Raw genomic sequence first — 15,677 nt, 5'->3', positions numbered from 1 at the left:
AGTAGGCGCATCGCGGCGGATGCAATTCGAGGAGCGGCTCTATGACCGAACAAACCCCCACCGGGTCAGGAGTGCTGGCGACCATCGGAGCGACACCGATCGTCGAGCTGGTGAAGCTCGACCCCGAGAGTACGTTCAGGACGTTCGCTAAGTTGGAGTCGCACAATCCGGGCGGCAGTATCAAGGACCGCTCGGCGCTGGAGATGCTGCGGGGACGCATACACGACGGGCGGCTCGTACCCGGAAGATCGGTGGTGATCGAGTCCAGTTCCGGCAATCTCGGAATCGGGCTCGCACAGGTCTGCGGGTACTACGGAATTCGCTTCATCTGTGTGGTGGACCCGCGCACCAACAAGGACAACATCGCCATCATGCGGGCGCTGGGCGCGCAGGTCGAGGTGGTCACCGATGTCGATCCGGCCACCGGAGAGTACCTGCCCGTCCGTATCCGTCGGGTGCGTGAACTCGTCGCTACGATCGATCACGCGTACTGCCCGGACCAGTATTCGAACCCGCTCAACCCGCAGGCACACCATACGACCGTACGAGAGATCGTGCGCGCCCTGCCGGACATCGACTACCTGTTCTGTGCCACGAGTTCCTGCGGCACCCTGCGCGGGTGCGCCGAATACATCCGGACGCACCAACTGCCGGTGACCATCGTGGCGGTGGACGCGTTGGGCAGTGCGATATTCGGCCCAGCGGTGGGGTGGCGGATGATTCCCGGCCACGGCGCATCGGTGCGTCCGAAGCTGTACCGCAGCGATCTGGCCGACGTCGTGGTCCGAGTCGACGATCTCGACGCGATCGTGGCGTGCCGCCGGCTGGCCGCCCGCGAGGCGATTCTCGTCGGTGGCTCGTCGGGTGCCGTCGTGGCGGGCCTGGAGCAGATGCGCGATCAGATCCCGCCCGGGGCCACCTGCGCGATGGTCTTTCCCGACCGCGGTGAGCGGTACCTCGACACCATCTACGACGACGACTGGGTCATGACGTACTTCGGTGACGTGTCGCACCTGTGGACCAAGCCCGACATGGAGGTGGCGCCATGCTGATTCTCGGAGCAGGTGAGGTCCGTTCCGTCCTCGACGGGGGCGAGCGCGATGTGGTGTCCGCGGTGGAGGCGGCGTACCGGTCGCACGCGTTGGGCCGTACCCGGGTACCGCAGTCGGTGTTCCTCCGCTTCCCCGACGGAGAGCGCGAGCGGATCATCGCGCTGCCGGCCTATCTGGGAGGTGAGACGCCGACCTGCGGGGTGAAGTGGGTGTCATCCTTCCCCGGCAACCTCCAGCGGGGGATGCACCGGGCCTCGGCCGTGATGATCATGAACTCGGTACACACCGGCGTGCCGGAGGCGATCCTCGAAGCGTCGGCGATCTCGGCCGGACGTACGGCCGCGAGCGCCGCCCTGGCGGCGTCCACGCTCTCCTCGTCCAGCCCCGAATCCGCGGTGACGCTCGTCGGCTGCGGTCCGATCAACTTCGAGGTGCTGAGGTATCTGCGCACCGTGCTGCCGACGCTGGACACGGTGACCCTGTACGACCTCAGCGTCGAACGGGCGCAGTCCTTCGCCGCCGAGGCGCGGTCGGTCTGGCCGACGTTGAAGATCGACGTGGCCGAGAACGCGGCCGACGCCATGTCGCGCCACAAGCTGGTCTGCCTGGCTACGACGGCGAGCGCCCCGCACCTGGGTACCGAGCACTGCCGCCCGGGAACGCTGGTGCTGCATCTGTCCCTGCGTGACCTCACCACCGACTCGATCCGTTCCAGCGTGAACATCGTCGACGACGCGGACCACGTGTGCCGGGCTGCGACCTCGCTGGATCTGGCCCAACAGGAAGCCGGCCACCGCGACTTCATCGCCGCCTCGCTCGGCGAAGTCCTGGTGGCCGGTGAGCGGTACGTCAGAAGCGACGAAGCCGTGACGGTGTTCTCTCCGTTCGGACTCGGCTGCCTGGACCTGGCGGTGGCCGACCTGGTCCGGCGTGCGGCGTCGGACCGCGGCCTGGGCACCACATTGGACGACTTCCTACCGACGAAGCAGCAGGTGTGCGCATGACCGACATCCTCGAAACCGACAACCAGCTCCGACTGTCGTTCGAGCAGGAGCAGCTGTGGTTTCTCGACCAGGTCCGGTCCGGCACCCAGGAGTACCTGTTGCACTGGGGATTCCGGCTGCGCGGGCCGCTGGACCGGGTGGCGCTGACCGCCGCCCTCACCGACATCGCTGGCCGGCACGAGATTCTGCGCACCCGCTATTCGACAGTTGACGGACAGCCGGTGCAGATCATCGACGAGCCGGTGGCGGCCGACCTCACGGTGGTGGACCTCACCGGGCACCCGGCAGCTGAACAGGACCGACGGGTACGGGAGATCGGCGAGGCGGCGGTGACCACGCCGATCGACCTGCGTGGATCAGCCCCCTGGCGGCTGACCCTCGTGCAGCTTTCCCCCGCTGACGCGATCTTGATGCTGGTGGTGCATCACATCGCCTTCGACGGCCCGTCGCTGGGAATCCTCGCCCGGGAACTGGGCGTGCTCTACGCGGCCCATGCCGCCGGCGAGCAGTCGCCGCTGGCGCCGCTGGAGCTGCAGTACGCCGACTTCGCCGACTGGCAGCGGAGCCGATGGGACGCGAACGACGCGGCGTTCGTCCGGCAACTGGACTACTGGCGTGAGCGACTGACCGGACTGCCGTCACTGGAACTGCCCACGGACCGGCAGCGCCCCGCCGCCTGGGAACCGGCCGGCGACGTGGTGGCGTTCGCGGTGCCGGCCCCGTTGGCGGCCCGGATCAGCGCCGTGGGACGCGCCGCCCGAGCGACTCCGTTCATGGTGTTCCTGGCCGCCTACCAGCTTCTGATCAGCCGTTACGCGGACCAGTTCGACTTCGGTGTCGGGGTGTCGACAAGCGGGCGGAACCGGGTCGAGCTGGAACCGGTGATCGGCTCGCTCGCGCAGACGGTGGTGCTGCGGACCGACCTGTCCGGCGATCCCACCTTCGTCGAGTTGCTCGGCCGGGTCCGCGAGACGGCCCTGGACGCCTTCGAACACAAGGACGTACCCCTGCAACGCCTGGCCGCCGAACTGTCGCCGGACCGCGGCCTGTCCCGCAACCCGCTCTTCCAGGTCGGGTTCGCGGTCCTGAACGGCCAGGGGGAGCCGCTGAGTCTGCCCGGCATCGAGGTCGACTGGGTACCGACCCCCGTACGCAGTGCCACCTTCGACATGTCGCTTCAGATGACCGAGGAGCCGGACGGATCCTGGGTCGCCCGGATCACCTATCCGACCGCGCTCTTCGACCGGGCCCGGATCCAGCGGATGGCCGACAACTACGTGGCGCTGCTGGAGAACCTGGCGGCGGCGCCGGAGACGCCGCTGCGCGACGTGCCGACGGTGACCGGCGCGGAACAGCGGCAGTTGCTCGGCTGGCACCCAGCACCGCGCGGAGCGACCGACGCGCTGCTGCCGGACCTGTTCCGGGCGCAGGCCGAGGCCACGCCGGACGCGGTGGCCGTGGTCTGTGGTGACACCGAGCTGACCTACGCCGAGCTGAGGTCCAGGACGGACAACCTGGCCAGCTTCCTGCGCATTCGCGGAGTCGGCGCGGAAACCGCCGTCGGCGTTGCCCTGCACCGCGGTACCGATCTCGTGGTCGCGCTGCTCGGCTCGCTCACCGCCGGCGCGGTCTACGTCCCGCTCACACCCGACCTGCCCGACGAGCGACTCGAGTTCATGATCGAGAATGCGGGCGTCGAACTGGTGCTCACCGACACGGCGCTGCGACAGCGGATCCCGCAGCAGACCCCGGTGGTGGTGCTCGACGAGCAGTGGGACGACATCGCACGCGCCACGCCACCGCCGCCGGTGGCGTGCGACGCCGCGAACGCCGCCTACGTCATGTACACGTCCGGCTCCACCGGTCGCCCCAAGGGCGTCGTGATCAGTCACGGCGGGATCCGGAACCGGGTGCTGTGGGCCGTGGACCGGTTCGGGCTCACCAGTACCGACCGGGTACTCCAGAAGACGACCATCGGGTTCGACGCGTCGATGTGGGAGTTCCTGGCGCCGCTGGTGTCCGGCGGTTCTGTGGTGATGGCGCCGCAGGACGCGCACCGCGACACCGCAGTGATGGTCGGTGCCCTCGCCGCGTACCGGATCACCGTGGTGCAACTCGTCCCGTCCGTGCTGCGCACCGTGGTCGAGGAGCCGGAACTGGCCGCCTGCGACGCGCTGAGGCTGGTCTGCTCGGCCGGCGAGCCGCTGCCGACCGAACTGTGCGAGCGACTGCTCGGCGTGCGGGAGGTGGAGCTGTACAACACCTACGGCCCGACCGAGTCCTCGATCGACGTGACCGCGTGGCGCTACGCGCGTGGCGAGAGCGACGGTACGGTACCGATCGGTGCCGCGCTGCCCGGCGTCGACCTGTACGTGGTGGACTCCGCCGGCCGGCTCGCGCCCATCGGCGTACCGGGTGAGTTGTGTATCGGCGGTGTCGGCCTCGCCCGCGGTTACGCCGGGCGCGGCGACCTCACCGCCGAACGCTTCACCCCGAACCCCTTCGCCACCCGGCCCGGCCAGCGGTGGTACCGCACCGGAGACCTCGCCAGGTGGCGTGACGACGGGGTCCTGGAGTTCGTCGGCCGCCTCGACGCGCAGGTCAAGGTGCGGGGGGTGCGTGTCGAACCCGGTGAGGTGGAAGCCGCGCTGCGGGCGCATCCGTCGGTCGCGGCGGCCGTGGTCACCTCGTACCGGTCCGTCACCGGTGACCTGGAACTCGCGGGCTACGTGGTGCCGACCGCCGGGGCGACGGTGGAGACCGACGAGTTGTCTGGATTCCTCGGCACGCGGCTGCCCGCCGCGATGGTTCCCGCCAGCATCGTCCCGCTGGCCGCGCTGCCGTCGCTGCCCAACGGAAAGGTCGACAGGTCGGCGCTGCCGCCCCCCGGCAGCCGCCCACCCGGCGACGACCCGGATCACGTCGAGCCCGATGACGTGGCCGCCGGTCACGTCGCCCCACGGACGGAGACCGAGCGGGCCGTCGCCACCCTCATGGGTGAGCTGACCGGGGTCGAGCGGGTCGGCGTCGCCGACGACTTCTTCGCGCTGGGTGGGCATTCGCTGCTGGCGATCCGGCTCGCGCACCGGTTGCGCCGCAGGTTCGGGCTGGAGCTGACGGTGGCCACCCTGTTCGAAGGACGGACCGTGGAGCGGGTCGCCGCGGCGATCGACGCGGGCACGACACCCGACGGCGAGCCGCAGATCGTGCCCGTACCCCGCGACGGCACCCTGGCGACCTCGTTCGGCCAGCAACGACTGTGGTTCCTGGACCAGCTCGAACCGGGCAGCGCGGAATACCTGATCCCGATGGTGTACCACCTCACCGGAACGCTGGACACCGCGACGCTGCGCCGCGCGGTGGAGCAGGTCAGCGCCCGGCACGAGGTGCTGCGCACCCGCTACGTCGGGGACAGCGGTGTTCCGCTGCAACTCGTGGATCCCCCCGGCCCGGTGCCCTTCGACGTGGTGGACCTGACCGGCACCGCGGAGGCCGCGAAGCACGCCAGGACGATCATCGAAGCGGTGAGCGCCCGGCCGTTCGACCTCACCCACGAGCGTCCGCTGCGGGTCACGGTCGTGCACACGGCGGCCGACGAACACCTGGTCGCGATCACCCTGCACCACATCGCCTTCGACAACTGGTCGCTGGGCATCTTCCTGCGCGAGCTGAACGATGCGTACCTGGCCGGGCTCACCGGTACCCCCTGGTCGACGCAGCCGCTTCCGGTGCAGTACGCCGACTTCGCCGCCTGGCAACGCGACCGGCAGGCCGACGGCACCATCGGCAACCAGATCGAGCACTGGCGAAACCGGCTCGCCGGGCTCGTTCCGGTCGAGCTGACCCCCGACCGGCCCCGCCAGCCTGGGCGTGACCTGCGCGGCGAACTGTTCATCGTCGACATACCGCAGGACACCGGAGCAGCAGTACGCGGGCTGGGCAACCAGACCGGCGCAACCCTGTTCATGGTGCTGCTGGCCGCGTTCGACGTGCTGCTGAGCCGCCACACCGGCCGCACCGACATCGCGATCGGCACCCCGGTCGCCGGTCGGACGCGGCCGGAGACCGAGGACCTGGTCGGCTTCTTCGTCAACAACCTCGTGGTCCGGGCCGACCTGGGCGGGAACCCGACCTTCCTCGACCTGGTCGACCGGGTCCGCCGGAGCGCCCTGGAGGCGTTCGCCAACCAGGAGGTGCCGTTCGAACACCTCGTCGACGCCCTGCAACCGGACCGCGACCTGTCCCGCAACCCGCTGTTCCAGATCATGTTCGAGGTACAGCACACCGGTGCCGGTAACGCGACGTCCACCCTCGCCGGGTGCGCCGCGACCGGCCTGGACAGCGGCCTGTCGGTGGCCAAGTTCGACCTCACCCTGTCCGTGATGGAGCAGCCGGACGGCCGGCTGGAGTGCTGGTTCGAGTACGCCACGGCGCTGTTCGACCGCTCGACGATCGAACGCCTCGCAGGCCAGTACCTGCGCCTGCTGGGCGGCGTGACCGCCGCCCCGCAGACCCGGATCAGCGAACTGGATCTGCTGTCGGCCGACGAACGCCACACGATCGTGCACCAATGGGCGGACCCCGACGCGGACCGGCTGGACCTGCTCGACCCGCCCGGCGAACGGCACCTCTCGGTACCGCAACTGTTCGAACAGTGGGCGGCCCGGACTCCGGAGGCGACCGCCGTGGTGTTCGGTGCCGAGCGGCTCGGCTACGCCGAGCTGAACGCCCGGGTCAACGAGCTGGCGCACCAGCTCCGTGCGATGGGGGTTGGTCCGGAGGTCATCGTCGGCTCGTGCCTGCAGCGCGGGATCGCACCGGTCGTGGTGCTGCTGGCGGTGCTCAAGGCCGGCGGGGTGTACGTGCCGTTCGACCCGGAACATCCGCCGGAGCGGCTGCGCTACATGCTCGCCGACGCCGGAGCGCACCTGGTGGTGACCACCGGCGCGTTCGCCGACCGGTTCGCCGGGCACGACCGGCCGGTGCTGGTCGTCGACGACGGGGACCGGGCGAGCGGCCGGCCAACGGCCGACCCGGCATCGGTCACCGTTCCGGGCAACCTCGCGTACATCATCTACACGTCCGGGTCGACCGGCCGCCCCAAGGGCGTGGAGATCTCGCACCGGGCGTACGCGCACCACTGCCGGGTGGTCGCCGACCAGTACGGCATCCGCCCGGGCGAACGGGTCGTGCTGCTCTCGGCACTCACCTTCGACGTCGCGATGGATCAGGTCGGCGCCACCCTGGCCGCCGGTGCCACGATCGTGGTGAGCGACCCGGTCTTCTGGGCGCCGAGCGAGCTGCCGGCCAAGCTGGCGCAGTACGGCGTGACGATCATGGAGATCACCCCGGCGTACTACCGGGAGATGATGGAGTCCGGCGTGGACCGGCTCACCGGGCTGAAGCTCGTCAACGTCAGCTCGGACGTGGTGACCGTCGCCGACGCCCAACGCTGGGCGGCGACCGGCCTACCCGGCCGGTTTCTCTGCACCTACGGGCCGACCGAGGCGACCGTCACCTGCATGTTCAACCCCGTGTCGGGCGATCTCGCCGACGAGCGCAGCACGGCCACCCTGCACATCGGCCGTGCGGCCGCCGGTACCCGGGTGTACGTGCTCGACGCGGAGCTGCGTCCGCTCCCGGTGGGGGTACCCGGCGAGCTGTACCTCGGCGGCGTGCGCCTGGCCCGTGGCTACCACGACCGGCCGGAGCTGACCGCGGAGCGTTTCGTGCCCGATCCGTTCGCCACCGAACCGGGAACGCGCCTCTACCGCACCGGCGACCTGGTGCGGCTCCGGCCGGACGGCGCTGTCGACTTCCTCGGCCGCCTCGACACCCAGGTGAAGATTCGGGGTTTCCGGATCGAACTCGCCGAGATCGAAGCCGTGTTGGCCAGGCACCCCGCGGTGGCCGCGGCCGCCGTCGTCGCGAAGAACGTCGGGCCCGGCGACAAGCGGCTCGTCGCCTACCTGGAGTGGCCCCACGACACCGGACCCGACCTCGACGAGCTGCGGGCGTACCTACGAGAGTCGCTGCCCTCGTACATGATCCCGTCGGCCTGGGTCACCGTCGCGGCCCTGCCGCTGTCACCGAGCAAGAAGGTCGACCGGGCGGCGCTGCCAGATCCACAACCTTCCGAACTCGACGGCGCCCGCGGGTACGTGGCACCGCGGGACCCGGCGGAGGAGACCATCACCGGGATCTGGTCGGACATTCTCGGCGTCGACCGGGTCGGCGTCGATGACGACTTCTTCGGGCTCGGTGGCCACTCGTTGCTGGCCACCCGGGTCCTGGCCCGGCTGCGGGCGGCCTTCGCCGTGGAGGTCCCGCTGCGCTGCCTGTTCGAGGCGACCACCGTGGCCGAGCTGGCGGTGGTGGTGACCGACCTGATCACGGCGGAACTCGACGAGTTGACCGACGCCCAGATGAGCGAACTGCTTTCCCAGGATGGTGCCCTGTGACTGAGACAATCGATCGAGCCGGTCTACGCGCGGAGTTGCTTCGGCGCAGGCTCGTAGGTGCCGCGAACGCCGCGCCGGACGAGGGGATCACCCGGGTCTCGCGTGAGACGCCGCCCGCGCTGTCGTTCGCGCAGCGCCGGCTGTGGATTCTCGACCAGGTCCGGCCGGGCGGTACGGAGTATCTGGCCAGCGCCGGCCTGCGCCTGTTCGGGCCGTTGGAACCCGGCGCACTGCGGGCGGCGCTGGACGCGATCGTGGCCAGGCACGAGGTGCTGCGCACCCGCTACGTGGTGGTCGACGGTGAACCGGGCCAGGTGATCGACCCTCCGCAGCCGGCCACGCTGCACGAGGTGGACCTGCGTGGCCTCGACCCCGCCGCCCAGGACGAACGGATCGCCGGCTGGATGACCCACGACCGGGCACCCGTCGACCTGGCGACCGGCCCGGTGCTGACCGGAACCCTCGCGCGGCTGGCCGACGAGGAGCACGCGCTGGTGGTGACCCTGCACCACATCGCCTTCGACGGCTGGTCCGAGCAGGTGCTGTGGCGTGAGCTCGACCGGTTGTACACCGCCGCGCTGACCGGCGGGCCGTCCCCGCTGGCGCCCCTACCGGTGCAGTACGCGGACTTCGCCGCGTGGCAGCGCGATGCGATGTCCGGTGCCAAGCTGGACCGTCAGCTCGACTACTGGCGGCAGGCGCTGGCCGGCGCCACCGCGGTGGAACTGCCGCTCGACCGGCCCCGCCCACAGGTCCGGGACAGCGCCTGCGACCTGGTCCCGATCGCGGTGTCCGCGCCGGACGCCCGAGCCCTGCACGAACTCGCCCGCCAGTCCGGCGCGACGCCGTTCATGGCGCTGATGGCCGTGTACGCGATCACGCTGGGGCGGTTCGGCCGGAGCAACACCATCACGATCGGCACCCCGGTGGCCTGTCGCGACCGGGCCGAGGTGCAGGACCTGATCGGCTTGTTCCTCAACACGCTGGTGCTGCGCACCGACCTGTCCGGCGACCCGTCCTTCCGCGAGGTGCTCCGGCGGGTCAAGGAGATGGCGCTCGGCGCCTACGCCCATCAGGAACTCCCGTTCGAACGGCTGGTGGACGAGCTGGCCCCGGTGCGCGACGCGTCCCGGACCCCGCTGTTCTCGACCATGTTCCTGTGGGCCAACGGGGACTCCACGGCCCGCCGCGTCGGCGAACTACGCGCCGAGGAACTGCCGGTCGGCGAGAGCGACGCCAAGTTCGACCTGACGCTGGTGGTCGTCGACCAGCCCGACGGCACCCTCACCGGCTTCCTGAACTACGCCACCGCGCTGTTCGACCGGGACACCGTCGAGCGGTTCGCGAGCCACTTCACCACTTTCGTCGGCAGCATCGCGGCCACGCCGGACGCACCGATCAGCCAGCTGGTCGAGTCCCCACCGGCGGAGCGGGAGCTGGTGGTGCGGACGTGGAACGAGACCGAGGTGGCGTACCCGACCGGCACCCTGCCGGAGCTGTTCGCGCGACAGGTGGCCCGGACCCCGGACGCCGTCGCCCTGCGCTTCGAGGGCGAGGACGTCTCCTACGCCGAGCTGGACCGGCGGACCGACCGACTGGCGCGGTACCTGGTCGACGCAGGCGTCGGGCCGGAGTCGATCGTCGGCGTGTGCCGCCGACGCGGTGTCGAGCTGGTGGTGGCCCTGCTGGCGATCCAGAAGGCCGGCGGCGCCTACCTGCCGCTGGACCCGGACCACCCGGCCGAGCGCCGGGACTACATGTGTGCCGACGCCGGTGTCACCATCGTGCTCACCGACGGCGAACCGGTCATCACCGGCAGCGGATCGGCATCGGCGAGCACGACCCCGGCGGGGCCGGACCACCCGGCGTACGTGATCTACACGTCCGGCTCGACCGGCCGGCCCAAGGGCGTCGTGGTCACCCACCGCGCGATCGTCAACCGGCTGCGCTGGATGCAGGACGCCTACCGGCTGGACGACTCCGACCGGGTGCTGCAGAAGACCCCGTACAGCTTCGACGTCTCGGTGTGGGAGTTCTTCTGGCCGCTGATCACCGGGGCCACGCTGGTGATCGCCCGGCCCGACGGCCACCGCGACCCGCACTACCTGGCCGACCTGATCGCCACCGAGCAGGTCACCACCCTGCATTTCGTACCGTCGATGCTGCGGGTGTTCCTGGCCGAGTCGTTCGGGCCGCTGCCGTCGGTGCGCCGAATGATCTGTAGCGGCGAGGCGCTCCCTGCCGACCTGGTCGCCGCCGTCCACGAGCGGATCGGCTGCGAGCTGCACAACCTCTACGGGCCAACCGAGGCGGCCGTCGACGTCACAGCGGTGCGGTGCGTGCCCGGGACGCCTGTCACCATCGGACGGCCGATCGCCAACACGCGCACCTACATCGTCGACGAGAACCTGCGACCGGTCCCGATCGGAGTGCCGGGTGAGCTGCTGCTGGGCGGCGTGCAGTTGGCCCGCGGATACCTCAGCCGCCCGGGGCTCACGGCACAGCGGTTCGTTCCCGACCCGTTCGAGGAGTCCGGCGGTGGAGGGCGGCTGTACCGCACCGGTGACCTCGCGAGGTACCTGCCGGACGGCCGGATCGACTACCTCGGCCGGCTCGACGACCAGGTGAAGATCCGTGGGCACCGCGTCGAACTCGGCGAGATCGAGGCGGTGGCGGCGGAGCACCCGGGAGTGTCCGCGGTCGCCGTCGCGGTGCACGACGGCCAGCTCGTCGGCTACCTCGTCGCCCGGGACACGGACGCCGGCGTCGAGGTGAGCGACGTGGCGTCGTTCCTGCGCGGTCGACTGCCCGAGGCGATGATCCCGAGCCACTGGCAGCTGCTGCCCGCGCTGCCCCTGACCACCAGCGGAAAGACCGACCGGCGCGCGCTGCCGGCCCCGACACCTGGCCGCGCCTGGGCGGCCGGAGCGTACGTCGCCCCCCGCACCGAGGCCGAAGGCGTCGTCGCCGAGGCGCTCGCGGCGGCGCTGGGCATCGAACGGATCGGTGTGCACGACCGGTTCTTCGACGTCGGGGGTGACTCGATCCGTGCCATCCGCGCGATCGGAACCCTGCGCCGGGGCGGGCTGAACCTGTCGGTGCAGGACATCTTCACGCACCAGACCGCGGCGCAGCTGGCGACGCTCGCCGACCGGCCGGCGACCGGTGCGGACGAGCTGCCGGTCGGCCCGTTCGAGCAACTCGACCCGGCCGACCGTGACCGGCTCCCCGACGGCCTGGTCGACGCCTACCCGATGGGTCAGGTGCAGGCCGGCATGGTGTACGAGATGCTGGTCAACAGCTCGCACCCGGCATACCAGAACGTCACCAGCTTCGACATCGTCGACGACGGCCCGTTCTCGCTGGCGGCGTTGCAGCAGGCCGCGCAATGGCTGGTCGACCGGCACGAGATCCTGCGCACCACGTTCGACGTGTCCGGCTACACCGAGCCGATGCAACTCGTCCACGCCGAGGCGCGGGTCGAGGTGGGCTTCGACGATCTGCGCGAGCTCCCGGAAGCTGAGCAGCAGGACATCCTGGAGCGGTACCGGGAGACGATGAAGCTGGCGATGCTGCCCATCGATCACGCGCCGCAACTGCGCTGGCACGTGCACCGCACCGGGGAGCGGACGTGGGTGCTGACCCACACCGAGTGCCACGCCATCCTGGACGGCTGGAGCCACCACTCCCTCATCGCCGAGCTGCGGGACACCTACCGGGCGATCCGGGACGCGGACCCCGATGCGCTGAAGCCCCCGCCCCCGGGGCGGTACGCCGACTTCGTCAGGTTGGAACGGCGATCGCTGTCGGCCGGGCCGGACGAACGGTTCTGGCGGAGCCGGGTCGGCGAGTACGATCGGATCGCGTTGCCAGCGGACACCGCCCCGGCCGGCCACGGCGCGGTGCCGGAGCTGCGGATGTCCTGGCGGCATCTCGAACCGGGGCTGCGTGAGCTGGCCGCGCGGACGCAGACCTCGCTCAAGGCCGTGCTGCACACCGCGCACCTCGCGATGATCGGCGTCGTCACCGGCCAGCGGCGGTTCTTCAGTGGTCTGGTCGTCAACGGCCGGCCCGAACTGCTGCGCGGCGACGAGGTGATGGGGATGTACCTCAACACGGTGCCGTTCGCGGTGGACCTGCGTACGCCCCGGTGGCGCGACCTCGTGCGCGCCGTGTTCGCCGAGGAGCTTGCCGTCTGGCCGCACCGGCGCTACCCGATCCCCGCGATGCAGCGCGCCTGGGGCACCGGTACGCCGCTGATCAGCAGCATCTTCTCCTACCTCGACTTCCACGTGCTCGACGCGCAGGAGGACGTTTTCGGCGCGGTCGTCGACGACAGCCCCAACGAGTTCACCCTGGTCACGTTGACCTTCCCGGGCGAGCTGCGACTGGAGTGCCGGGCCGGCTGGGCGACCCAGGAGCGGCTGACCGCCCTGGGCGAGACCTTCCTCGAACTGCTCACCGCGATGATCGCCGACGACGGCGCGAACCCGGTCGACCTCAGCTCGACCCCGGCGCACCGGTTCACCGAGCCGCAGCAGGACTGGCCCGCCCTGCCCGAGGCGTGCGTCACCGACCTGTTCACGACCCGGGCGCAGGCCCGGCCGGACGCCGTCGCACTCGAGTGCGGCGATTCGCGCCTGACCTACGGCGAACTCGACGCCCGGGCCAACCAGTTGGCGTGGGCGCTTCGTGAGCACGGCGTCGGCCTGGAAACGCCCGTCGCGGTCTGCATGGACCGGGGGATCGACGCGGTGGTCGCGCTGCTCGGCATCCTCAAGGCCGGCGGCTGCTACCTGCCGCTCGACCCCAAGTATCCGGACGGCCACATCGAGTACCTCCTCGACGATTCCGGCGCCCAGGTCCTGGTGAGCGGGCCGACCCACGCCCACCGTTTCGCGGCGCGTGCCGGGCTGACCACGCTGAACCTGGACTCCGGGTGGTGGTCGGACGGCAGCCGGCCGACCACCGCGCCACAGGTGACGCTGTCACCGGAGAACCTCGCCTACATCACGTACACGTCGGGGTCCACCGGACGTCCGAAGGGCGTGCTGGTCCCGCACCGCGGCGTCGTCCGGCTGGTGCACGGCCAGGACTACGCGCAGCTGGACGCCGACCAGGTCATGCTGCAAGCCGGCACGCTCGCCTTCGACGCGTCGACGTTCGAGGTCTGGGGCGCGCTGTGCAACGGGGCGCGGCTGGTCGTCTCCCCGGAAACGCCGACCGCCGACGAGCTCGACGAGCTCCTGCGCCGGCACGGGGTGACCGTGCTGTGCCTGCCCACCGGCCTCTTCACCACCATGATGGACGTGCGGCCGCAGGCGTTGGCCGGGATACGGGAAGTGGTGGTCGGTGGCGAGGTGCTGCCGCCGCTGCAGGTGCGCAAGGCGATGGAACACGGCGTGTTGGTCAGCAACGGGTACGGCCCGACCGAAAGCACCACGTTCGCCACCGTCCATCCACGGATCCCACTGCCGGCGCTCACCGACGTCATTCCGATCGGGAAGCCGATCCATCACACCTACGTGCACGTCGTCGACGAGAACCTCGACCCTGTCCCGTTCGGCGTGCCGGGGGAGCTGCTGCTGGGGGGCCCGGGCGTCGCGCGCGGATACCAGAGCCGTCCGGACCTGACCGCCGAACGCTTCGTACCGGACCCGTCCGGACACGCGCCGGGAAACCGGCTCTACCGCACCGGGGACATGGTCCGCCAGGATCCGGACGGCACGATCCACTTCATCGGGCGGCGCGACCACCAGGTGAAGATTCGTGGACACCGCGTCGAGTTGGGCGAGGTGGAGGCCGCGATCGCCGAGCTGCCCACGGTGCGGGCTGCCGCGGCGGCGGCGTACCTGGGCGTGGACGGCAGCAAGCAGCTCGTCGGGTACGTCGTGCTCGACGAGGGCGGCCCGGCCGACCCCGCCCGGCTCGGTGACGTGATGCGCAGCAGGGTGCCCGGCTTCCTGGTCCCGACGGCCTGGGTCCGCCTGGACCGGCTCCCGTTGAACAACAACGGCAAGCTCGACCGGGCCGCGCTGCCCCGGCCGGCGGCGGGAACGTCGGTACGGGAATACAGCGCGCCGCGTACGCCCACGGAAGTGGCCGTCGCCGAGGTCTGGACCGAGGTCTTCCACCTGCCCCGGGTCGGCCGTGACGACGACTTCTTCGACCTCGGCGGGCACTCGCTGCTGACGTTGCGGGCGATCGCGATGCTGCGGGACCGGCACGGCATCGAGACGACCGTGCGAACCTTCGTCGAGCACCGCACGCTCGCGGCGCTCGCCGCGTCGATCGACGGCGAGCGGCAGCCGGTCACGGCGTTGCTCTGGCTGCGCCGGACCGGCGACCAGCCGCCACTGGTGTGCGTGCACCCCGGCGGCGGCAGCGCGCACTGGTACCGGCGGCTGGCCGAGCACCTCGATCCCAGTCTGCCGGTGGTTGCCTTCGAATGGCCGGGCCGCGACCCGTCGACCGGTTCGGTGCCGTCCACTGAGGACATGGCGACCCGCTACCTCGCGGAGTTGCGGGAGGCGGTCCCGCAGGGGCCGTACCGGATCTTCAGCTGGTGTGGTGGCAGCGGGGTGAGCACCGAGATGGCCAGCCAACTGATGGCCGAAGGCGAGGAGGTCACCTTCATCCTGCTCGACCCGGGGCAGGACGCCTGGCAGAAGGAGCACCTCTGGTCGGAGTACGGGCTGATCAAGCAGTGTGTGACGAACCTGGAGCGGCTCGACGCGGCGCCGCCGGACGAGGACACCTCGGTGCTCCGGCAGGAGACGCTGGCGCTGCTCGAACACATCGTGGACGACGTCGTCGGCAACGACGGGATCACGCTTCCCGAGCGCGGCGCGGGAACGATGTGGCTGCCCGGCGCGCGGATGTGGGAGGAGGTGATGGAGATGGTGCTGTCCTACCGGGACCGCCCGTACGCGGGTCACCTGGATCTGATCGTCAGCGACGAGCTGGCGCTGGGCGAGCACGAGGTCGTCAGCTCCGGCCAGAGCTACCACGACTACCTCCAACGGTGGCGCGAGCGGACCGCCGGGCTGGGGGTACACCGGGCGAAGGGTGAGCACTTCTCGGTCATGAAGGAATACGTGGCGGACCTCGCCGGCATTCTGACGGGGCTGATCGACAAGCCGGCCGGTCGACGGTGAGCG

4 protein-coding genes are annotated in these 15,677 nt (G+C 70.7%); all 4 read left to right on the top strand.

Features of this window, described 5'->3' with window-relative positions; translation table 11 throughout:
• The first annotated feature begins 41 nt into the window (after nt 1–41).
• Genes sbnA through ACGFIQ_RS27245 form a run of 4 tightly spaced genes read left to right on the top strand, consistent with a single transcriptional unit; the run spans nt 42 to nt 15,674 of the window.
• Entirely contained in the window at nt 42–1,052 is a 1,011-nt protein-coding gene (sbnA, locus tag ACGFIQ_RS27260) for a 2,3-diaminopropionate biosynthesis protein SbnA (protein ID WP_393248309.1), read from the top strand.
• Nucleotides 1,046–2,056 carry a 2,3-diaminopropionate biosynthesis protein SbnB gene (sbnB, locus tag ACGFIQ_RS27255; protein ID WP_393248307.1) on the top strand — a complete coding sequence of 337 codons (1,011 nt, stop codon included), beginning with the start codon at nt 1,046–1,048 and terminating at the stop codon, nt 2,054–2,056. Before sbnA ends, sbnB begins: the two co-directional genes overlap by 7 nt.
• Nucleotides 2,053–8,517 carry an amino acid adenylation domain-containing protein gene (locus tag ACGFIQ_RS27250; RefSeq protein ID WP_393248305.1) on the top strand — a complete coding sequence of 2,155 codons (6,465 nt, stop codon included), beginning with the start codon at nt 2,053–2,055 and terminating at the stop codon, nt 8,515–8,517. Before sbnB ends, ACGFIQ_RS27250 begins: the two co-directional genes overlap by 4 nt.
• The gene (locus tag ACGFIQ_RS27245; protein ID WP_393248303.1) at nt 8,514–15,674 is read left to right on the top strand and encodes an amino acid adenylation domain-containing protein; all 7,161 of its coding nucleotides are present in this window, start codon (nt 8,514–8,516) and stop codon (nt 15,672–15,674) included. Before ACGFIQ_RS27250 ends, ACGFIQ_RS27245 begins: the two co-directional genes overlap by 4 nt.
• Nucleotides 15,675–15,677 lie beyond the last annotated feature (3 nt).

Source organism: Micromonospora sp. NPDC048898 (assembly GCF_043198035.1).
Classification (GTDB): Bacteria; Actinomycetota; Actinomycetes; order Mycobacteriales; family Micromonosporaceae; genus Micromonospora.
This window is presented reverse-complemented; position numbering and strand designations above follow the sequence as displayed.